At 63.9% G+C, this 20114-nt stretch carries 19 protein-coding genes; 7 read left to right on the forward strand and 12 right to left on the reverse strand.

Going from position 1 to position 20114, the window contains the following annotated elements; translation table 11 throughout:
• Positions 1 to 489: molybdopterin-guanine dinucleotide biosynthesis protein B (mobB, locus tag Q1J79_RS13915; RefSeq protein ID WP_300301407.1), on the forward strand; the 489-nt coding region annotated here is incomplete at its 5' end.
• Positions 473 to 1741 (forward strand): gephyrin-like molybdotransferase Glp, encoded by a 1269-nt coding sequence (gene glp / locus Q1J79_RS13920; RefSeq protein ID WP_300301409.1) that lies wholly within the window; start codon positions 473 to 475, stop codon positions 1739 to 1741. The genes mobB and glp, both read left to right, overlap by 17 nt.
• Here the strand turns inward: glp and Q1J79_RS13925 are convergent.
• Together Q1J79_RS13925 and hisI are read right to left on the reverse strand one after the other, a co-directional pair.
• A complete protein-coding gene (locus tag Q1J79_RS13925) occupies positions 1738 to 3183 on the reverse strand; it encodes a hypothetical protein (RefSeq protein WP_300301411.1) in 1446 nt (481 codons plus the stop codon). The genes glp and Q1J79_RS13925 overlap by 4 nt on opposite strands.
• 196 nt (positions 3184 to 3379) lie before the next feature.
• Entirely contained in the window at positions 3380 to 3847 is a 468-nt protein-coding gene (gene hisI, locus Q1J79_RS13930) for a phosphoribosyl-AMP cyclohydrolase (protein ID WP_300301413.1), read from the reverse strand.
• Between the two features lie 118 nt (positions 3848 to 3965).
• Between hisI and Q1J79_RS13935 the strand changes: the two genes are divergently transcribed.
• Positions 3966 to 4424, forward strand: coding sequence for an iron-sulfur cluster assembly scaffold protein (locus Q1J79_RS13935; RefSeq protein ID WP_300301416.1), 459 nt, complete (start codon positions 3966 to 3968; stop codon positions 4422 to 4424).
• A gap of 1 nt (position 4425) precedes the next feature.
• Here the strand turns inward: Q1J79_RS13935 and Q1J79_RS13940 are convergent, their stop codons facing one another.
• From Q1J79_RS13940 to Q1J79_RS13975, 8 genes are all read right to left on the reverse strand, one after another.
• Positions 4426 to 4851 (reverse strand): SufE family protein, encoded by a 426-nt coding sequence (locus Q1J79_RS13940; protein ID WP_300301418.1) that lies wholly within the window; start codon positions 4849 to 4851, stop codon positions 4426 to 4428.
• Positions 4848 to 6227 carry a cysteine--tRNA ligase gene (cysS, locus tag Q1J79_RS13945; protein WP_300301420.1) on the reverse strand — a complete coding sequence of 460 codons (1380 nt, stop codon included), beginning with the start codon at positions 6225 to 6227 and terminating at the stop codon, positions 4848 to 4850. The genes Q1J79_RS13940 and cysS overlap by 4 nt, the downstream gene beginning before the upstream one ends.
• Positions 6228 to 6343: 116 nt before the next feature.
• Positions 6344 to 7393 carry a flagellin gene (locus tag Q1J79_RS13950; RefSeq protein ID WP_300301422.1) on the reverse strand — a complete coding sequence of 350 codons (1050 nt, stop codon included), beginning with the start codon at positions 7391 to 7393 and terminating at the stop codon, positions 6344 to 6346.
• A 2-nt stretch (positions 7394 to 7395) separates the two neighbouring features.
• The gene (gene flgK / locus Q1J79_RS13955; RefSeq protein ID WP_300301425.1) at positions 7396 to 8811 is read right to left on the reverse strand and encodes a flagellar hook-associated protein FlgK; all 1416 of its coding nucleotides are present in this window, start codon (positions 8809 to 8811) and stop codon (positions 7396 to 7398) included.
• Positions 8812 to 8904: 93 nt separating this feature from the next.
• A complete protein-coding gene (locus Q1J79_RS13960) occupies positions 8905 to 10242 on the reverse strand; it encodes a flagellar hook protein FlgE (protein WP_300301427.1) in 1338 nt (445 codons plus the stop codon).
• 198 nt (positions 10243 to 10440) lie between these two features.
• Positions 10441 to 11019 carry a cob(I)yrinic acid a,c-diamide adenosyltransferase gene (locus Q1J79_RS13965; protein WP_300301430.1) on the reverse strand — a complete coding sequence of 193 codons (579 nt, stop codon included), beginning with the start codon at positions 11017 to 11019 and terminating at the stop codon, positions 10441 to 10443.
• Positions 11020 to 11027: 8 nt separating this feature from the next.
• Positions 11028 to 11225 (reverse strand): twin transmembrane helix small protein, encoded by a 198-nt coding sequence (locus Q1J79_RS13970; protein WP_300301433.1) that lies wholly within the window; start codon positions 11223 to 11225, stop codon positions 11028 to 11030.
• A gap of 76 nt (positions 11226 to 11301) precedes the next feature.
• Positions 11302 to 11604, reverse strand: a complete 303-nt coding sequence (locus Q1J79_RS13975) for a winged helix-turn-helix domain-containing protein (protein WP_300301435.1) — start codon at positions 11602 to 11604, stop codon at positions 11302 to 11304.
• 54 nt (positions 11605 to 11658) lie between these two features.
• Between Q1J79_RS13975 and Q1J79_RS13980 the strand changes: the two genes are divergently transcribed.
• Positions 11659 to 12612, forward strand: a complete 954-nt coding sequence (locus Q1J79_RS13980; RefSeq protein WP_300301437.1) for a threonine/serine dehydratase — start codon at positions 11659 to 11661, stop codon at positions 12610 to 12612.
• Positions 12613 to 12618: 6 nt separating this feature from the next.
• On the opposite strand, the gene Q1J79_RS13985 is transcribed toward Q1J79_RS13980, so the two are convergent.
• Complete coding sequence (locus Q1J79_RS13985) at positions 12619 to 14319, reverse strand: acyl-CoA dehydrogenase family protein (protein ID WP_300301439.1); 1701 nt, start codon at positions 14317 to 14319, stop codon at positions 12619 to 12621.
• Between the two features lie 82 nt (positions 14320 to 14401).
• Positions 14402 to 15727, reverse strand: coding sequence for a crotonyl-CoA carboxylase/reductase (gene ccrA / locus Q1J79_RS13990; RefSeq protein ID WP_300301441.1), 1326 nt, complete (start codon positions 15725 to 15727; stop codon positions 14402 to 14404).
• Between the two features lie 261 nt (positions 15728 to 15988).
• Here ccrA and Q1J79_RS13995 point away from each other — a divergent pair, with 261 nt between their 5' ends.
• The 3 genes from Q1J79_RS13995 (at position 15989) to Q1J79_RS14005 (ending at position 19976) form a co-directional block, all read left to right on the forward strand.
• Positions 15989 to 18025, forward strand: coding sequence for a methylmalonyl-CoA mutase family protein (locus tag Q1J79_RS13995; RefSeq protein WP_300301443.1), 2037 nt, complete (start codon positions 15989 to 15991; stop codon positions 18023 to 18025).
• A 61-nt stretch (positions 18026 to 18086) separates the two neighbouring features.
• Positions 18087 to 19565, forward strand: coding sequence for a bifunctional aminoglycoside phosphotransferase/ATP-binding protein (locus Q1J79_RS14000; protein ID WP_300301445.1), 1479 nt, complete (start codon positions 18087 to 18089; stop codon positions 19563 to 19565).
• A 72-nt stretch (positions 19566 to 19637) separates the two neighbouring features.
• Positions 19638 to 19976, forward strand: coding sequence for a hypothetical protein (locus Q1J79_RS14005; RefSeq protein WP_300301447.1), 339 nt, complete (start codon positions 19638 to 19640; stop codon positions 19974 to 19976).
• Positions 19977 to 20114 lie beyond the last annotated feature (138 nt).

Raw genomic sequence — 20114 nt, forward strand, 5'->3', positions numbered from 1 at the left:
ACCACCCTGCTGGCCGACCTAATCCCGCTGCTGGTGGCGCGCGGCCTGCGCATCTCGACGATCAAGCATGCGCATCATGAATTCGATGTCGACAAGCCGGGCAAGGATTCCTATCGCCACCGCGAAGCTGGCGCGACGGAAGTGCTGATCAGTTCGGCCAGGCGGTTCGCTCTGATGCACGAGCATCGCGGTACGGCCGAGCCGACGCTGGACGATCTGGTGGCGCGCCTGAGTGCTGTCGATCTCGTGCTGGTGGAAGGCTTCAAACACGAGCGCCACGCCAAGATCGAGGTCTGGCGCAGCGAAGTGGGCAAACCGATGCTGCAGCCGAATGACCCGAACGTGATCGCGGTGGCCAGCGACCAGCCCGTGCCGGGTTTGGCCGTGCCGGTGCTGGATGCCAATGTTCCGGTGCAGATCGCCGATTTCATCATCGACTGGATGGCCCGGCCGGCTGTTGGCGGAGCGCGTCGTGGCGCAGCTGAGTGATGACTGCTTCGCCCATGGCGGCGCGCTGATGCGGCTGGACGATGCGCTGGCCGAGCTTGGCCAGCGTTTGACACCTGTTGCGGCCACTGAAACGCTGCCCCTGCAGGATTGCCGCGGCCGTGCGCTGGCCCAGCCGCTTGAGGCCTGGGTTTCTGTGCCGCCGCGCGACAATTCCGCGGTCGATGGCTATGCGGTGTATTTCGACGATCTTTCGTCCGATGCGGAAACCGTGCTGCCGGTCATCGGCCGCGCCGCCGCCGGGCATCCCTTCGCGGGTTCGCAACCGCATGGCACTGCCGTGCGCGTGCTGACTGGGGCCGTCATGCCCGAAGGGCAGAACGGTGCGCCGGACACGGTGATGATGCAGGAAGACTGCCGGCTGGAGGGCGAACGCGTCATCATCCGGCCGGGCATCAAACGTGGCGCCAATCGTCGCCTGGCTGGCGAGGATGTGCGCAGCGGCGAGGCCGTGCTGTCGGCCGGGCGCATTCTGGGGCCGGCCGAACTGGCATTGGCGGCGGCTGCCGGGCATGCCGTGCTGAATGTCTACCGACCGCTGCGTGTGGCTTTGCTGTCCACCGGCGACGAAGTACATCCGGCCGGCGGGCCGCTGCCGCCAGGCGGCATCTACGATGCCAACCGCCCGCTGCTCTCGGCATTGCTGGCGCAGGCTGGCTGCAATGTGACCGATCTTGGCATCCAGCCCGATCGCCGGGATCATCTGATCCGGATTTTTGCCGAAGCCGCTGAATCCCATGATGCCGTGATCAGCTCTGGTGGCGTGTCGACCGGTGACGAGGATCACGTCAAGGCCGCCATCGAGGCCAGTGGCAGCCTGCATTTCTGGCGACTGGCGATCAAGCCGGGCCGGCCGGTGGCTTTGGGCCAGATCAATCGCGTGCCGTTTTTCGGCCTGCCGGGCAACCCGGTGGCGGCGATGCTGACCTTCTGCTTTTTCGCCAGGCCGCTGCTGTTGCAACTGGGCGGTGCCACGCCAGCGCCGCTGCGCAGCTATCCGGTAATGTCCGGCTTCAGCTACAAGAAAAAATCCGACCGGCGCGAATGGGTGCGGGTTTCGCTGGTGGCCGATGGCGCTGGCAATTGGCGGGCCGAAAAATACCCCGTTGATGGTGCCGGTGTGATCACTTCGCTGACGCGCACCGATGGGCTGGTCGAACTGGCGGAAGACGTTACCTTGCTGCGGCCTGGCGACAGCGTAGCCTATTATCCTTATGCCGCGCTTCAGCTTTAGGGTTTTCCCGGAGAAGATCCGGCTTGCCTGAGGATATGCTCGGCCCGCAATCCTTCTGAATAGCCAGGCGTCTCGATGATTGGCGCTACGGCATCCCCGAGGACGAAGGTGAAGCCGACGGCCACGGCGGTCGAAACATCGTCGTGGCTGGTTGCATCGCTCAGAATGCACTCCATGCGATGCAGGCCAGCCCGCTTGGTGAAGGATGACAGCATCTGGAAGCGTTTGGCCATGTCGGTTTCATCCAGCGGCATCCAGGTTTCGAAGCCATGGCAACCGCTTCCCGCGTACAGGTCGATCAGCCGGAAGTCCGGCGCGACCCGCAGGACGCGGGTGCCGCTGAACGGCTGGATATAGGCCATGACTTCCGCGATGCGGCTGGCCGGCGTTCCCGCAGGAATGCTGTGCACGGCCATGCCGATGAATTTGGTCAGGCCGCTCGGAACTTCCTTTAGTCTGGCAAAATACACGTCGCGTAATTTGGATGTAGCCAGGGTCTCATATGTCACCGGCATCACCACAACGCCCTTATGGTTGGATGTCAGCATCCGATGCAGCCCGAGCAGGCTGGTCGTCAGGATATAACGGTCAAGCTGGAACGGTAATTCGGCTGGATTATCGAGGAAGGGATCGTTGATGCTGTGCGCAGGTCTGCCGCTGGGGGTGTGGATGGCTGTGGTTTCGTAGTGAGTGAATTGCTGGCGCTTGAGGTTGAAACTCGGCTGGAAACCGGCCTGGCATTCCTTGAGGAAAGCCGCAATGGTCTTTTTCTGAAACAATCCGGCCAGAGACTGGTCCAGATCGGCGAGGTCGGGGCCAGCCCCTGTCACCCTGAGTGCTGTGGCATTGCGCTCCGGGTCGGCCTCTGCGCCGTGATGAAAGAAAGTAACGCCGTCATCCTCGGTGTTTTCGCCAGCGGTACTGTTGCGAACATATTCGACCAGATCCTGCAGGGAGTTAATCTTCTGCATAACCAGACTGCGATCCACTTCCGCTACAGTGGACGAAACGATTATCTCATTGGTTGGCAGTTCCCCGATCGCCAGTTTCTGGATTTCGTCGGCGATGACCTTGGCCTTGAAGGCAGCCTCTTGCCGGCCAAGCCTGGTGAATAGGATCAGGAAAGTTTCGTCATCGACCTTGTAATAGGCATCGGTAATATCAAGGCGACGTTTAAAGACGCTTTCGACAAGCAGGAATATCTGCTCAGACCGTTGCGGCCATTCGTTGCCGAGCTGGTTGCGGATGCCACTGAGACCAATCAACTGCAATGTCCCGGCAGGTAATTTGTCGGGCAGCGAAGCAGCCTGCAGCGGAATCCTGCCTCTGTCCTGCGGGGCAACCGGCTTTCCGGGAGATTTTCGCGCCTGTGCGGGCTCATCCTCGCCGAAGAGGAAATTGCTCAGGGAGCCCAGCAAGGTTTTTTGTGGCGGATTAGGCATTGTCCTCGGCCATGCGCAACTCCTGTCAGCTTTTTTGTAATTATGATGCAGGCATGCCAAGGGTTGCTACTAGGTAATAAAATAAATGATTTAGGCGCATGGCGCGAGAATTGTCCGCCGCGGCCCTGTGCGGATGCACAACGAAAAAAGCCGGCGGGAATTCCGCCGGCTTAATACGTATGTATTCTAACAATGATCAGAGGATCGTCGGATTTGGTGCGTCGCCGTAAACCGCCTTCGGGTCGAAGGTTTTTTCCTTCTCCTCGTAGGTCAGCTCAACGGGCTTGTCGGTTTCTGCCTGGCCGGTCGGCACCGAGCGGTAGAAACAGGAGCGGAAGCCGACATGGCAGGAGGCATCACCCTCAACCCGCACGCGCAGCCAGACAGCATCCTGATCGTCGTCGATGCGCATCTCGACCACCTTCTGCACCAGGCCGGAAGTGGCGCCTTTGTGCCACAGCACCTTGCGGCTGCGGCTGTAGTAATGCGCTTCGCCGGTCTCGATGGTGCGCTTCATCGCTTCGGCATTCATATAGCCCAGCATCAGCACCTCGCCGGTATCGGCCTGGGTGGTGACACAGGGCAGCAGGCCCTCGGCGTCGAATTTCGGCGCCAGTTCGTTGCCTTCCTCGACCTGCTCGATAGAGATGCGTTTGGCGAACACGGGTTTAACTCCTGTGGCGGCTGGCGGAACGGGCCGTGGCGGCCTGATTGCTCTTCCGATCGTGGCCGTTATATATCGTTGGGGGGCGGTTCCATCAAGCCAAGCTGCCCGGAAAGCCATGCTGAACGCTCTGTATAACGAGAAAATCCTTAATTTTGCGGCACATATCGGTCAGGCCGAGCCTCTGGCGGCGCCTGATGCGACAGTGACCCATCACAGCCCGCTCTGCGGCAGCCGCATCACCGTCGAGCTCACCCTGGGCCCGGATGGCCGGGTGACCGGCTACGGCCAGCAGGTCCGGGCCTGCGCCCTGGGGCAGGCCTCGGCCTCGATTTTCGGCCGCCATGTGGTGGGGCAGGATGCCGCCACCCTGCGTGAGCTGAATGGCATCATGCGGGCGATGCTGAAGGAAAACGGCCCGCCGCCCGGGCCGGATTTTGCCGGTGGAGCATTCCGGGACCTGGAAGTGCTGGTACCGGTGCGTGAGCACAAGGCGCGGCACAATGCCGTGCTGCTGCCTTTCGAGGCGGTGGTGAAGGCAATCGACCAGATCGAGGCGGCGCGCCAGAAGGCCTAGATCAGGCGGCCTTCAGCTCGGCCTCGGCCACGCCGCGGATCAGCGCGATCATGCCGTTCAGGCCGTTGATCCGGTTCGAGGTGATATTTTCCCACACGCCGATGCGCTGCAGGAAATCCGGCGGATTGTCGACGATCTCGCGCGGCGTGCGGCCGGAATAGACTTTCAGCAGCAGGGCGATCAGGCCGGCCACGATCTCGGATTCGCTGCTGGCCTGGTAATGGACGCGGCCATCACGCGCTTCGCCATGTAGCCAGGCCCGGTTGATGCAGCCCTTTACCCGCCACTCGTCGGTGCGGAACTGCTCGGGATAGGGCGGCAGGGCGCGGCCGAGGTCGATCAGGAAGCGATAGCGATCCATCCAGTCGTCGAAGGTGCTGAAATCCTCGACGATTTGCTCCTGAACATCCTTGATGCTCTCGCTCATGATGCCACTCGCCAGTTGGTCTGGCCGGCCTTGTCTTCCAGCAGGATGCCGCGGGCGGCCAACTGGTCGCGGATGCGATCGGATTCCGCCCAGTCCTTGCGGGCGCGGGCGGCCTTGCGAGCCTCGATCAGGGCCTCGATCTCGGTCACGTCGATATCAGCATTCACGTCGCCCTTCAGCCAGGCGGCCGGATCCTGCTGCAGCAGGCCGAGCAGCCAGCCGGCGGCCAGCAATTCGCCTTTCAGGCGGGCTTTCTCGGCGGCATCCGTGGCCTTGTTGGCGGCATTGGCGATCTGGTGCAGTTCGGCCAGCGCCCTAGGCGTGTTCAGGTCGTCGGCCAGGGCGGCGAGGAAGGTTTCCGGCGCACGGGTGACGGATGGCTTCACATCCTTGAGCCCATCCAGAGCCCGGTACAGACGATCCAGCTGTGCCCTGGCTTCGCGCAGGCCGGCCTCGGTCCAGTCCAGCGGCTGCCGGTAATGGGCCGACAGCAATGCAAGGCGGATGGCCTCGCCGGGCGCCTGTTTCAGCAGGTCATGCACCAGCAACACGTTGCCGATCGACTTCGACATCTTCTCGGATTCGATATTGACGAAGCCGTTATGCATCCAGTAGCGGCTGAACAGCCGGCCGCCATGGGCGCAGGTGCTCTGCGCGATCTCGTTCTCGTGATGCGGAAAGATCAGGTCGTGGCCGCCGCCATGGATGTCGATGGTTCCGGTCCCGAGATTCTGCTCGATCATCGCCGAGCATTCGATATGCCAGCCCGGCCGGCCGCGGCCCCAGGGGCTGTCCCAGCCCGGCAGGTCAGGGGGCGAGGGTTTCCACAACACGAAATCCGCCGGGTCGCGCTTGTAGGGTGCCACGTCAATGCGGGCACCGGCGATCATGTCGTCGCGGTCGCGCCGCGACAGGCGGCCGTATTCGGCGAATGAGGGCACGTTGAAGAGTACATGGCCCTCGGCCTCATAGGCATGGCCATTGGCGATCAGCCGCTCGATCATGCCGGTGATGGCGCCGATATGCTGGGTCACCTTGGGTTCGATGCGGGGCGGCAGGGCGCCGAGCGCGGCCATGTCCTGGCTGTAAATCGCATGATAGCGTTCGGTGATGGTGCCGATCGGCACGCCTTGGGCTTTCGCCGCGGCATTGATCTTGTCGTCGACGTCGGTGACGTTGCGCACATAGATCACGTTCGGATAGGCCTGCTGCAGCAGTCGATAGAGCGTGTCGAACACCACCACGGGGCGTGCATTGCCGATATGGGCGTAATTATAGACCGTCGGGCCGCAGACATACATCGTCACCCGCTGCGGATCCTGCGGGACGAAAAGCTCTTTCTGACGGGCGAGGGTATTGTAAATCTGTATCTGCATGGTCGGACCTGTCCAGAGGCCGGACTATAGGCGATGCTGCCTGAATCGCAACCGGCCGGCAGGCGATTCCGCCGGCCGGCCGGTTGGAAATCCGCGGAAACAGCCCGATTCTCGGGTTACCGCAGGTAGTTGACCAGCGACAGGGACAGGCTGTCGCGCGTGATCACATAGCTGGCTTCCAGCGATGTCTGCAGGTTCTTGATATTCACCGATACCTCGGAAATGTCGGCATTCTCGATCCGGCCGATACGGGTCCTGAGCACGTCGATCGAACGGTTGTGGCGGTCCACGATTTCATTGAGCTGCTGCTGCTTGTAGCCGTTGCGCGAAGCGATCGATTTCAGCTCGGCCAGCGCGGTGCTCAACTGTGAGCGGGCATCGTCCACGCGCAGCTGGTAGTTCGCCGAATTGGTGGTGATATCGGCCGTGGCATCGCGGAAACGGATGATGGAGTCGATCAGGCGCTGAAACCCGGCTTCGCCGGCCGAGACGCCGTAACTGATCTGCTCGCTGTCATCCGAATACAGCGTCGTGCCGGTCGTGTCGTAGAAATCATCGTATGTGCCCGGCGCCGTGGCTGTCGGGTTCATGTAGAAGTCGGTATCCGCGGCGTAGTTGCCGGCAGGGAAGGTAACCGGGACCGTAACCGCCGTATAGGCGGTGTAGTTCACATTGGGGACGTCGCCGGCGGGATAGGCCGTGGGCAGGTTGGAAATCTGCCCATTGATCGGATTGTCGGTGTAGTTGGTGCCGGCAAACAGGAAGCGGTCGCCATCCTTGGTCTGCAGTAGGCTGCCAATGCGGTCGAGCAGGACGTTGGCCTGGACCCTTGGCGCCGACGTGGTGGCGAAGAAGGTGTCCCGGTTTTTGATCATCGTTTCCTGCGCCTCGGTGCCGATATCGATGATCTCTTCGATGGTCAGGGCATAGAGGTTGACGCGGTTCTGGACGGTCTGCACCCCGGACATGTAATTGTTGACGGTGCCGAGTTCGGATTTCAGCTGCCCGAGTTCAAGGGCGCGCTGCGACACGCCGATCAGGCCGTCTGCATAGCGGCCGGAAGCGAGCTGCTGGTTCTGCCTGGCCAGTTGCAGGTTAAGCAGGCGGATGTTGCGGGTGACATCCAACTGGTTGGCATACTGGCTGTTACCGGTGACGGCGACCATGATTACCTCCCGATACTTACGAGCACGTCGAACATCGACGTGATGGTGTTCATCACATTGGCAAGCGCGGCATAATTGTTCTGCAGCACTTGGAGCTGCGCGAGCTCGTCGTCGATATTCACGCCGGTCAGGTTCCGAAGCTTCAGGTCCAGGGCGTGTGTCTGGCGTTCAGCCGTATCGCGGTTGCTTTCATTGTCAGCGGCGGCGCGGGCCTGGTAGGCGAGGACGGCGTTGGCGAGACCGAAGATGTTGACGCTGGTAATGGTCAGGCCGTTCGGGTCCGTGGCCGAGCGGTTGATATTCGCCGCGGTGAGCGTGGTATTCCGCAGCGCCTGCTGCACGGCGCCAGCCACCGAGGAGTCCACCGTGCTGGGCGTGGCGGCAATGGTGGCTTCAACGATGATCTTGCCGGCTTCGTCTGGCGGCGTTGCCAGCGGCGAGCTGAAGTCGAAGAATGTCGCCCCGTAAGCCGTGTTGACCACATCGGCCAGGTTGGCGGCGAAGCTGTCGAGCTGGTTGAAGAACTTCGTCATGGCGCCGACATTCGGGTCGGTATCGGCCAGGCCGGTGGTTGTGGCGTCGAGATAGTCCAGCGACGCGCGTACCGAGCCGTTCTGGAAACCAAGATTCAGGTTGCTGGTACCGCCCTGCGTGAAAATGCCGGGCGGCGTGCCGGTCGCCTGGTATTCGAACTGCTGCGCCACGGTGCCAACGATCTGGACGCCGCCATCGGTATAGACGAACAATTCGCCACGATCGTTGATCACGGTCCGGATGCCGATCTTGTCGGCCAGCTTGATGACTTCCGCATCGCGCAGATCTTCCAGGTCGCCGACCGGGTTGCCGCCGGAGCCTTGCGAGGTGATCTGCGTGTTCAGCTTCGCGATCTGCAGGGCCGCTTCGTTGACCACGTCAAGGTCAATGACCAGGTTTTCCTGGGCGCGGTTCTGCAGTTCCGACTGCAGGCCGTTCAGCCGGCGGATTTCCGCGGTCAGTTCGCTGGCGCGCTGCACCAGCAGGCTCTTGGTTGCGGTATCTTCCGGCGTGGCTTCCAGCTGTTTCCAGGCATCCTCGAACCGGGTCAGCATGGCCAGCAGGGTCGGCTGATCGCCGGTCGTGTTGGTGGCGTCCAGCGTTTCGGCCAGTTCCTTGGTATAGGTGAGCTGCTGTTCAAGGCGACCATAATCGCCGGTGATCCTGTACAGGTCCTGCTGGATTTCCGGCGCGGCGACGCGGGTGATGCTGGCGATCAGCGCGGCGGCCGGCAGGCCGTCCGTGATCGGCGTGGTCAGCGTGCTGACCTTGCGGCTGTAATCCGGGTTCTGTGCGTTGGCCACGTTGCCGGAAACGAGGCGCGTCTGACTCTGCAGCGTCTGGAGGCCGATAACGGCGGTATTGAGAGCGGCGCTGAGCGACATGGGTTAAATCCTTTTCCGGCTTGCGGCGGCGCCTTCTGCGCCGCCGGTGCTGGCTGGTGACCGCCGGACGGGATCGCCCGGCGGTCAGCTCAGTTAACGACGGATATTGATGGTCTCCTGCAGCAGTTCGTCGGCCGCCGTGATCAGCCTGGCATTGGCCGAGTAGGTGCGCTGGGCGACGATCAGCTTGGAGAATTCCTCCGCGATATCGACATTCGAGCCTTCGATGGCGGCCGAGACATAGTCACCGGCGCCGCTCGATCCGGATTGCGACAGCACGGCGGAGCCCGAGCTCGGCGTCTCGACGAAGGCGTTGCCGGCCACGCGGTCGAGCTCAGTGGGATCGCGGAACCTGGCCACCGGGATCTGGTAGAACTGCTTGACGTTGCCGTTGTCGAAGGTGACCGAGACGAAGCCGTCCTGATCGATACTGAGGTTCTTGAAGTTGCCCTGCGGCACGCCATTCTGGCTGAAATTGTTCAGCGTCAGGGTGTCGCCGGCATATTGCGTGGTGCCGATCGAGTTGCCGTAAGACCCGAGGTCGAGCTTGATGTTCTGCGCGCCCGAGCCGTAATCGAGGCTGAAGGTGAAGGACGCATCGTCATCCACCGCAGCGGCGGCGGAGCCGGTCAGGCCGACGGCGCTGGTCAGGGCCGAGATCGTGCCGGGGTTGACCGTGGTGCCGGAGATCGAGCCGCCGAAGCTCACCGTGGCCGGACCGAAGGACGAGCTGGTCGCGCCGGGGGCGGTCACTTCCAGCGCCCAGGTATTGGTGCCGGTCCGGGTCCATTCCAGGTTCAGGGTGCGGGCATTGCCCAGCGAGTCGAAAATCTGGATCGAGGAAAGCGGCAGGGTCGCCGGGGTGTTGCCGTTGGCGTCGAGCGCATTCGACGGCAGGTTGGCGGCATAATCCACCGTGGTGGTTGCCACCGGGGCATCCAGCAGGTTGGACACGCGCACTTCCTGGGTCGCTGAGCTGTCGACCACGCCGGTGACCGCATCGATCGGCCAGCCGCGCAGGAAGTAGCCCGAGGAGTTCACCAGGTAACCGTCATTGTTCTGGTTGAAGTCGCCGACGCGGGTGTAATAGCTGGTGGTTTCGAAGGTCGGCAGGCCGGTGGCCGTGTCGTTGCCGTTTTTCTTCGATACCGGCATGAAGCCGCCGCCGACCAGAGCGATCGAGGTGGTCGAGCTCACCTGCTGGATCGCGCCCTGGGCATTGTTGGCGAAGAAGGGCTGGTTCAGCGCGCCGCCAGGCGAATGGGTGTTCGCCTGGGCGCTGGACTGGGTCACCAGCGTCTGGAACCGCGATTCCACCTTCTTGTAACCGATGGTGCCCGCGTTCGCGACGTTGTCGGAAATATAGCTGATCGCCGTCGACTGGCCGTTCAGGCCGGTAATCGAGGTCTGCAAAGCGCCACTGATCGTCATAACACTGCCTCCTGGCTCCAAACCGATTTGGCAAGGTAGGAGCAAGCGGCGTGCCAGTTCGAAATATTGTGGCTAACGCATTATTATTTCAGAGGTTTTCATAATATTTCGGGACACGGTAAACGCGGCAGCTTCTGCCGGGCGTCGACGGGCGATGGCGCATGCCGGCAGAAATTGCCGGGCATCAAGGGCGGAAAATCAGCCCCGGTTGAGGCCGGGCACCCAGAGCACGTCGGTGTCCCCGTCATTATTGGCATGACGGCTGGCAACGAACAGGTGGTCGGACAGGCGGTTGATATAGCTGAGCGCGGCCGGGTTGATGCGCTCGGCATCCTGCAGGGCGGTGATCAGCCGCTCGGCCCGTCGCACGATGGTGCGGGCCAGATGCAGATGGGCGGCCGCAGGGGTGCCGCCGGGCAATATGAAAGACGTCAGGGGCGTCAGCAGGCCATTCATGGCGTCGATTTCCGCCTCCAGCCGGTCGACCTGAACCTGGGTGACCCGCAGGGGCGGGCGCCGGCGGGGATCCTGCTCATCCTCTTCCGGGGTGCAGAGATCGGCGCCGAGGTCGAACAGGTCGTTCTGGATCCGCGACAGCATGGCATCCAGGTTCGTACCGACGGTATGCAGCCGGGCCAGGCCGATGGCCGCATTGGCCTCGTCGACGGCGCCATAGGCTTCCACCCGGAGGTCGTGCTTGGGCACCCGCTCGCCGTTGCCCAGCGAGGTCATGCCCTTGTCGCCGCCGCGGGTATAGATCCGGTCCAGTTTCACCATGCGGGGGCTCAGTTCTGGAAGAAGAAGCTGGCCACGCCGATCAGGGCGATGGCGATGAACTGCAGCAGGATGCGCCAGCGCATCAGCAGGTTGGAATAGGAGCGGTTGAACTGCCCGCCACGGAACAGGGCATAGATGCCGACGCACAGCACCAGGAAGGTGGCGACGGCGAAAACCGGGATCAGGGCGTTGATGAAACCTTGCATGGGGCGAGGATATAGCGCTCAAAAGGGCAGGTCCAACCATCCTGCGGGGTGTTGGCGCGGCAATGCGTCGCGGTGGCTATAGCTCACGCTGCAGCGCCTGCTTGAAGGCGGCGATGGCCGCCTCATCGCGGCGGTAGAAGGTCCATTGCCGGATCCGCCTGGCGCGCAGCAGGCCGGCCTGGGTCAGGATTTTCAGGTGCTCGCTGGCGGTGGGCTGGCTCACCCCCAGCTTCTCGGCAATCAGCAGGCCGCAGACGCCGTCCTTCAGCAGGTCGCCATCCACCTGCGGCGGGAAATGCGCCACGGGGTCGCGCAGCCAGCCGAGGATGGCAAGCCGGCGGTCATTGGCCAGGGCGCGGATCGTTTTTAATGAAGGCATATTGCTAATTAGCCATTTTCCTAATTATAGTCAAGCAAACAACAGGACATCAGCATGCCATCCCAGTCTTCTGCCCCGATTGACCGCGCCGGAATCGCGCGTGTCTACGATGCGATCACTCCATATATACGCCACACGCCGGTCATCGCTGTTCAGCCGGGCGATTTCGGCCTGGCCGGCGCGCCTGTTTGCCTGAAGCTCGAACTGCTGCAGCATGCCGGGTCGTTCAAGGCGCGCGGAGCCTTTGCCAATCTGCTCGGTCGTGCTGTGCCTGAGGCCGGCGTGGTGGCGGCCTCGGGTGGCAATCATGGTGCGGCCGTGGCCTATGCCGCCATGAAACTGGGGATACCGGCGCGAATTTATGTGCCCAGCATTGCCGCGCCCATGAAGATCGCCCGTATCCGGGGCTATGGCGCCGATCTGGTGGTGGGCGGCGAGCGCTATGCCGATGCCCTGGCGGCCTCCGAGACCTGGCAGGCGCAAAGCGGTGCCTTGCCGGTGCACGCTTATGACCAAGCCGAGACCCTGCTGGGCCAGGGCAGCGTGGGGCTGGAACTGGAAGAGCAGGCACCGGAGCTCGACACCCTGCTGGTGGCGGTAGGCGGCGGCGGGCTGATCGGCGGCATCGCCGCCTGGTATGCCGGCCGGGTGAAAGTGGTGGCGGTGGAGCCCGAAACCGCGCCGACGTTATATATGGCGTTGCAGGCCGGGCGGCCGGTGGATGCGCCGGCCGGCGGAATCGCGGCTGATTCCCTGGCGCCGCGCCAGGTCGGCGGCCTGATGTTCCCCATCGCGCAGAAATACGTGGCAGCTTCGGTGCTGGTCGGCGATCAGGCGATCCGTGCGGCGCAGCTGGCCCTGTGGAACAAGCTGCGCCTGGTGGCCGAACCGGGTGGCGCTGCCGCCTTCGCCGCCCTGCTCAGCGGCGCTTACAGGCCGGCGGCAAATGAACGCGTCGGCGTGCTGGTCTGCGGCGGCAATCCGACCGACACGGATTTCGTGCGCTAGGCGTGCTCAGCCGTTGCGGGTTTCCAGCAGGCGGCGGGCGATCACCTGCGCCTGGATCTCGGCCGCGCCCTCGAAGATGTTGAGAATGCGGGCGTCGCACAGCACGCGGCTGATCGGGTATTCCTCGGCATAGCCGTTGCCGCCATGCACCTGCAGGGCGTTGTCGGCATTGGCCCAGGCGATGCGCGCGGCCAGCAGCTTGGCCATGCCGGCTTCCAGGTCGCAGCGGCGGCCCTGGTCCTTCTCGCGGGCGGCGAAATAGCAGAGCTGGCGCGCCAACATGGTTTCCACCGCCATCCAGGCGATCTTGCCGTGCACGCGCGGGAAGCTGTAGATCGGCTTGCCGAACTGGACACGCTCGTTGGCGTATTTCAGGCCCAGTTCCAGCGCGCATTGCGCCACGCCCAGGGCGCGGGCGCCGGTCTGGATGCGGGCGGATTCAAACGTCTCCATCAATTGCTTGAAGCCCTGGCCCTCGCGCTGGCCCAGCAGGTTCTTGGCCTTCACCGCGAAACCATCGAAGCCGATCTCGTATTCCTTCATGCCGCGATAGCCCAGCACCTTGATCTCGCCGCCGGTCATGCCTTCGGCGGGGAAGGGGTTGGCATCGTCGCCGCGCGGCTTCTCGGCCAGGAACATGGACAGGCCCTTATAGCCTTTCTCGTTCGGATCGGTGCGCACCAGCAGGGTCATCAGGTCGGTGCGGGCAGCATGCGTGATCCAGGTCTTGTTGCCGGTCACCTTGTAGACGTCGCCATCCTTCACGGCGCGGGTGCGCAGGCTGCCGAGATCCGAGCCGGTATTGGGCTCGGTGAACACGGCGGTCGGCAGGATTTCGCCCGAGGCCAGCTTCGGCAGCCACTGCTTGCGCTGCTCTTCCGTGCCGCCGCGCAGGATCAGCTCGGCGGCGATCTCGGCGCGGGTGCCGAGACTGCCGACGCCGATATAGGCGCGGCTGAGTTCTTCCGACACCACGCACATGGCCATCTTGCCCAGGCCATGCCCGCCATATTCCTCGGGGATGGTCAGGCCGAAGACGCCGAGCTCGGCCATCTCGCCCACGATTTGCATCGGGATGAATTCGTCGTTGCGGTGCCAGTCATGGGCAAACGGCGCCACCTTGTCCTCGCCGAAGCGGCGGAACTGCTCACGCACCATGCCCATGGTCTCGTCCAGGCCCAGCGCGCCGAAATCGCCGGTCGAAAGGCCATCGCCGATCAGCGTCGCGATGCGGCTGCGCACCGCCGAGGTATTCCCGTCGCGGATCAGGCGTTGCACCTGCGGCACCAGGAAGGCCTGCATGGCATCAGTTGTGATGCCCAGGTCAGCCGGGCGGCAGACTTCCACCTGGCTCATGCTGATGCCGCCCTGCATCTGCGCCAGGTATTCGCCGAAGCCGGCCTGCAGGATCAGGGTTTCCAGTTCGCGCAGCTTGCCTTCTTCCCGCAGGCGTTCGGCCCAGTGCAGGCTTTCCTTCAGCGTCGCCACATAGGTCGCCAGCCAGGCCAGGCCATGGGCGGCGAACTGCTCTTCCTCCAGCCGGGCACCATCGATACTCCCATCGGCGCCACGGACCAGCTGCGCCACCGCCGCGGTGGCATGCGCGGCCAGCTGTTCGGCGGCCTTCAGGGCGGCGGCGCAGGTCGGCAGCAGATCGCCGATCAGCAGGGATTCGGTGGTGGGGGTGGGCTTGGCGGCAGCAGACATTGTTGCGCTCATCGGAAAGAGGGCTTTTGAAAAGGTGCAGCCGGCAGGGTTTCCCCTGCCGGCTGGTCAGCGTCGAGAAGGGTTATGAATTCCCCGCTTCGATCGCATCTTCAATGGTACGCAGGCCGGGCAGTTTGGCGCTCACCAGAACGGCCATGTTGCCGGGCTTGTGCTGGTTCTTCCACATCTTGGTATGCGCGCGCGGGATATCGGCCCAGCTGAACACTTCCGACATGCAGGGATCGAGGCGGCGTTCGACCACCAGCTGGTTGGCCTGGCTGGCCTGCAGCAGGTTGGCGAAATGGCTGCCCTGGATACGCTTCTGGCGCATCCACACGAAGCGCGCATCGAAGGTGAGGTTGAAGCCGGTAGTGCCGGCGCAGAACACCACCATGCCGCCGCGCTTCACCACGAAGCAGGAAACCGGAAAGGTTTGCTCACCGGGATGTTCGAACACGAAATCGACGTCGTTGCCCTTGCCGGTAACGTCCCAGATCGCCTTGCCGAACTCGCGGCACTTTTTCATGTAGGCGCCGTATTTCTCGGCATCCAGTACGGGCGGCAGCTGGCCCCAGCAGTCGAAGTTGTTGCGGTTGATCACGCCCTTGGCGCCCAGGCTCATGACGAACTCGCGCTTGGACTCGTCCGAGATCACGCCGATGGCGTTGGCACCCGCGGCGGCGATCAGCTGGATCGCCATCGAGCCGAGGCCGCCGGCCGCGCCCCAGACCAGCACATTATGGCCCGGCCGCAGGATATGCGGGCGATGGCCAAACAGCATGCGGTAGGCGGTGGCCAGCGTCAGCGTGTAGCAGGCGCTTTCTTCCCAGGTCAGGTGCTTGGGCCGCGGCATCAGCTGGCGCGACTGCACGCGGGCGAACTGGGCGAAGCTGCCATCCGGCGTCTCGTAGCCCCAGATACGCTGGCTGGGCGAGTTCATCGGATCGCCGCCGTTGCATTCCTCGTCGTCGCCGTCATCCTGGTTGCAGTGAACGACCACCTCGTCGCCGACCTTCCAGCGCTTCACGCGGCGGCCGACGGCGTAGACGATGCCGGCGGCATCGGAGCCGGCGATGTGGAATGGGGCCTTGTGCACGTCGAAAGGCGAAATCGGCACGCCCAGGCCGGCCCAGACGCCGTTGTAGTTCACGCCGGCGGCCATCACCAGGATCAGCACCTCGTCGGCATCGATTTCAGGAGTCGGCACGACTTCGAGCTGCATCGCCTGCTCGGGCGGGCCGTGGCGATCACGACGGATCACCCAGCCATACATCTGCTTCGGCACATGGCCGACCGGCGGGATTTCGCCCACCTCGTAAAGATCCTTGTAGCTGCCGGATTGCGCCTTCTGGGCCTGCCCCGCATTCGCAGTCTGCAGTGTCACCACAGATCCACCCGCATTCGACATGGCGAAACTCCTTTGCCTTTCGCTATCCCTGTGTAAACGCTCTTGCCGAGCTTTGATTTCTTCTCTTGTTGGGCCCTGCCGGCCGGGATTAGCCTTGCAGTGCGCCATGAGACGGTGCTGTTACAAAACGCTTGCTATCTTTTTGCGTTGGCGAAAAAATGGCAAGGTGATTTTGCATTGCAGCAGAGGTTATGATATTTCCATTGTGCGGCGCAACGGGAAATTAAATAACCTTACGTCAACTTGACACGGAATAAAATTATGCCCGCGACTCGCCCCACTGACGCTACCACACCGGATTCTCTTCGCAAGCGCGAAAAGGCGGGTCCGGAAAAGCCTTGGCTGTTCCGGACATACTCCGGCCACAGCTCGGCCAAGGCCTCCAATAGCCTGTACCGGACCAATCTGGGCCGGGGCCAGACCGGCCTGTCGGTCGCCTTCGACCTGCCGACCCAGACCGGCTACGACAGCGACCATGTGCTGGCGCGCGGCGAGGTGGGCAAGGTGGGCGTGCCGGTCAGCCATCTGGGCGACATGCGGGTGCTGTTCGACCAGATTCCGCTGGCGCAGATGAACACCTCGATGACGATCAATGCCCCGGCGGCCTGGCTGCTGGCGCTGTATATCGCCGTGGCCGAGGAGCAGGGCGCCAGCCGCGCCGACCTGAACGGCACGGTGCAGAACGACATCATCAAGGAATATCTCTCGCGCGGCACCTATATTTTCCCGCCGGCGGCCTCGATGCGGCTGATCACCGACGTGATCGCCTTCACCTACCGCGAGCTGCCGAAGTGGAACCCGACCAACGTCTGCAGCTACCACCTGCAGGAAGCGGGCGCCACGCCGGTGCAGGAACTGGCCTATGCACTGGCCACCGCGATTGCCGTGCTGGATGCGGTGCGTGATTCCGGCCAGGTGCCGGAAGCCGATTTCGCCCAGGCCTTCGGCCGCATCAGTTTCTTCGTGAATGCCGGCATCCGGTTCGTCACCGAAATCTGCAAGATGCGCGCCTTCGTCGATCTGTGGGAAGAGATCGGTCGTGAGCGTTATGGCGTCACCGACCCCAAGGCATTGCTGTTCCGCTATGGCGTGCAGGTCAATTCGCTTGGCCTGACCGAGCCACAGCCGGAAAACAACGTCTACCGCATCCTGCTTGAGATGCTGGCGGTGGTGCTGTCCAAGAAGGCGCGGGCGCGGGCCGTGCAGTTGCCGGCCTGGAACGAGGCGCTGGGCCTGCCGCGCCCCTGGGACCAGCAATGGTCGCTGCGTCTGCAGCAGATCGTGGCCTACGAGACCGACCTGCTGGAATATGGCGATCTGTTCGACGGCAATCCGGCGGTGAATGCCAAGGTCGAGGAACTTAAAGCCGCCGCGCGCGCCGAGCTGAAGCGCATCGAGGATATGGGCGGCGCTATTACGGCTGTGGAAAGCGGCTATCTCAAGCAGGCGCTGGTGGAGAGCAACACTGCCCGCGTGCGCGGCATCGAGACCGGCGAGATCACCGTGGTGGGCGTCAACAAGTTCACCGAAAGCGCGCCGTCGCCGCTGGTCGCCAGCGAAGGCGGCGCCATCATGACGGTCGATCCGGCCGCCGAATCCGAGCAGATCGAGCGCCTGAAGGCCTGGCGGGCCAGCCGCGATGCCAAAGCGGTTGAGGTTGCGATTGCCGAGCTGGAAGCTGCGGCGCGCGACGGCCGCAACATCATGGAGCCCAGCATCAGGGCAGCCAAGGCCGGCGTCACCACCGGCGAATGGGCTGCGGCCCTGCGCAAGGTGTTCGGCGAATACCGCGCGCCGACCGGCGTGGCGGCCGCCAGCGGCGCGCTGGCCAATGACGGCATGGACGACCTGCGCGAGGAGGTGAAGGCCGTGGCCAAGCGGCTGGGCCGGCCGCTCAAGCTGCTGGTCGGCAAGCCGGGTCTGGACGGCCATTCCAATGGCGCCGAGCAGATCGCCGTAAAGGCGCGCGATTGCGGCATGGAAGTGGTCTACGAGGGCATCCGCCTGACGCCGGAGCAGATCGTTGCGGCGGCGCTGGAGGAAGGCGTGCATCTGGTCGGCCTTTCCATCCTGTCGGGCAGCCATGTCGAGCTGGCCACCGACGTCATGCAGCGCATGCGCGCCGAGGGCATCGGCGGCGTGCCGGTGGTGGTGGGCGGCATCATCCCCCCGGAGGACGAGGTGCGGCTGAAGGCGGCCGGCATCGCCGGCGTGTTCACGCCCAAGGATTATGATCTCACCGCCATCATGCGGGCCATCGTGGCGCTGGTCGATCGCACTTATTCCAAGGCGGCGTAAAAGCGCGGCGTCGATTGCGCTTGGTCAAACATCCGTCATCCCGCCGGGATAGATTGATGCCATGACCGAGCCCAATCCCGCCGATATCGCCGCCCTGTTCGCGCCGGCACCAGACGATGTGATCGAGACGCATATCTCGCGCGTTTTCCTCGCCGGCGACCGCGCCTGGAAGCTGAAAAAGGCCGTGGCTTTGCCCTATGTCGATTTCTCCACCCTGGAGAAACGGCGCATCGCCTGCGAGCGTGAGGTGGCGCTGAACCGCCGCACCGCGCCGGACCTCTATCTCGGCTGCCGCGCGGTGTATCGCGATGCGGCCGGGCGGCTGTCGCTTGATCCGCAGGGCGCGCCTGTCGAATGGCTGGTCGAGATGCGGCGCTTCGATGCGCGGCAAACGCTGGATCGGCTGCTGGCCGATGGCGCGGTGACGCCGGCGATGATCACGACGCTGGCCGCCGGCATCGCCGCCTTCCACGCCCGCGCCGAACCTGTGCAGCGCGAAGCCACGGCCATGGTGGCGCAGACCATCGCGCTCAACGATGCCGCCTTCGCAAACCTGCCGGCCGGCGCGCTGCCAACAGAGGCGCTTGCGGGTTTCCGTGCCGCGCAGCAGGCAGAAGTCGAGCGCCGCCGACCTTTGCTGAAGCAGCGGCGCGCCGATGGCCGCATGCGGCATGGCCATGGCGACCTGCATCTGCGCAACATCGCTGTGATCGACGGCCATCCCGTGCTGTTCGACTGCCTGGAATTCGACGACGACCTCGCCGCCATCGACACGCTGTATGATCTGGCCTTCCTGCTGATGGACCTGTTGCAGCAGCGGCGCGGCGACCTGGCCAGTCTGGCGCTGAATGCCTGGCTGGAGGCGATGCCCGACGATGCCGGCATGGCCCTGCTGCCGCTCTATGTGGCTTTGCGGGCGGCGATCCGCTGCCACATCGCGGCGCTGACCGAAGCCGGCCGCGGGGAAGCCGCGCGTTATCTGGCGCTGGCGCGGCAGGCGCTGAATCCGCCGGCGCCGCGCCTGATCCTGGTCGGCGGCCTGTCGGGCACCGGCAAGAGCACGCTGGCCCGCGCCTTGGCGCCGGATTTCGGCGGTCCCTGCGGCGCGGTGATCCTGCGCAGCGACACGATCCGCAAGGCTTTGCATAACGTGCCGGTTTTGCAGCGTCTGCCGAAGGACAGCTACACGCCGGACAGTAGCCGGCGCGTCTATGCAGTTTTGCTGGAGCGCGCGCGGATGTTGCTGCAGGGCGGCGCCAGCGTGATCCTCGATGCGGTCTATGGAAAGCCGGATGAGCGCGACGCCGCCGCCGCACTGGTGCGCGAGATGAACTGCCGCTGCGACGGGCTGTGGCTGACGGCGGCGCCCGAAATCCTGACCGCGCGGGTGGCGACGCGCCGCCATGATGCCTCCGACGCCACCGAGGAGGTGGTGCGCTGGCAGTTGCAGCATCTGTCGCCGCCGGCCGACTGGAAAACCGTCGATGCCGGCGCCGGGCCGAATGAAACACTCAGCCGGGCCAGGGCGGTGCTGGCCTGAACGGCGCGCTCAGGCTGGCATCCGGCCGGCCATGCTGCTATCGAAGGGCGCGAAGGAACGAGGAGCTGCCCCGTGTTTCGGTTTTCGCGCTGGATTCGCCCGCAGACGGTCATCGGCCGCATCATCGCCAGCCTGGCTTTCGGCCTTTCATTGCCGGCGCTGCTGTTCGGCATCCTGCTGCTGCGCACCCATGGCTACGAGCCGATGGGCCTGTGTCATCCGGTGCCGGCCGCCCAGGGGCATATCCCGATCGACATGAGCCGCGGCAGCGGCATCCCCACCACCTGCGGCATCGACTGGTCTTTCGTGCTGACCCACATGCTGCTGCCCGGCCTGGGCTTCGCGGTGATCGCCTATCTGCTGATGAGCCTGCTGAAACGCGCCGAAGAGAAGGCCAACCCCGCCCGCTGAGGGCGGGGCGGCCATCCGTTCAGGCTGAAACCGAGAGCGATCCGCTCGTGGTGCCGGCCTGCGTCAGGTAATCCTGGCTGCGGGCATATTTTTCCAGTTGGGCCAGGAAGGTCTGCACCAGGCTGTCGGTCGAGGTTT

Origin of the sequence: Ferrovibrio sp., assembly GCF_029255545.1 — a bacterium.
GTDB lineage: Bacteria > Pseudomonadota > Alphaproteobacteria > Ferrovibrionales > Ferrovibrionaceae > Ferrovibrio.

Coding starts and splice junctions, on each gene's coding strand:
- Q1J79_RS13925 (WP_300301411.1), bottom strand. CDS start 3,183: ATGCCTAATCCGCCACAAAAAACCTTGCTGGGCTCCCTGAGCAATTTC.
- Q1J79_RS13935 (WP_300301416.1), top strand. CDS start 3,966: ATGCTGAACGCTCTGTATAACGAGAAAATCCTTAATTTTGCGGCACAT.
- Q1J79_RS13940 (WP_300301418.1), bottom strand. CDS start 4,851: ATGAGCGAGAGCATCAAGGATGTTCAGGAGCAAATCGTCGAGGATTTC.
- cysS (WP_300301420.1), bottom strand. CDS start 6,227: ATGCAGATACAGATTTACAATACCCTCGCCCGTCAGAAAGAGCTTTTC.
- Q1J79_RS13950 (WP_300301422.1), bottom strand. CDS start 7,393: ATGGTCGCCGTCACCGGTAACAGCCAGTATGCCAACCAGTTGGATGTC.
- flgK (WP_300301425.1), bottom strand. CDS start 8,811: ATGTCGCTCAGCGCCGCTCTCAATACCGCCGTTATCGGCCTCCAGACG.
- Q1J79_RS13960 (WP_300301427.1), bottom strand. CDS start 10,242: ATGACGATCAGTGGCGCTTTGCAGACCTCGATTACCGGCCTGAACGGC.
- Q1J79_RS13965 (WP_300301430.1), bottom strand. CDS start 11,019: ATGGTGAAACTGGACCGGATCTATACCCGCGGCGGCGACAAGGGCATG.
- Q1J79_RS13970 (WP_300301433.1), bottom strand. CDS start 11,225: ATGCAAGGTTTCATCAACGCCCTGATCCCGGTTTTCGCCGTCGCCACC.
- Q1J79_RS13975 (WP_300301435.1), bottom strand. CDS start 11,604: ATGCCTTCATTAAAAACGATCCGCGCCCTGGCCAATGACCGCCGGCTT.
- Q1J79_RS13980 (WP_300301437.1), top strand. CDS start 11,659: ATGCCATCCCAGTCTTCTGCCCCGATTGACCGCGCCGGAATCGCGCGT.
- Q1J79_RS13985 (WP_300301439.1), bottom strand. CDS start 14,319: ATGTCTGCTGCCGCCAAGCCCACCCCCACCACCGAATCCCTGCTGATC.
- ccrA (WP_300301441.1), bottom strand. CDS start 15,727: ATGTCGAATGCGGGTGGATCTGTGGTGACACTGCAGACTGCGAATGCG.
- Q1J79_RS13995 (WP_300301443.1), top strand. CDS start 15,989: ATGCCCGCGACTCGCCCCACTGACGCTACCACACCGGATTCTCTTCGC.
- Q1J79_RS14000 (WP_300301445.1), top strand. CDS start 18,087: ATGACCGAGCCCAATCCCGCCGATATCGCCGCCCTGTTCGCGCCGGCA.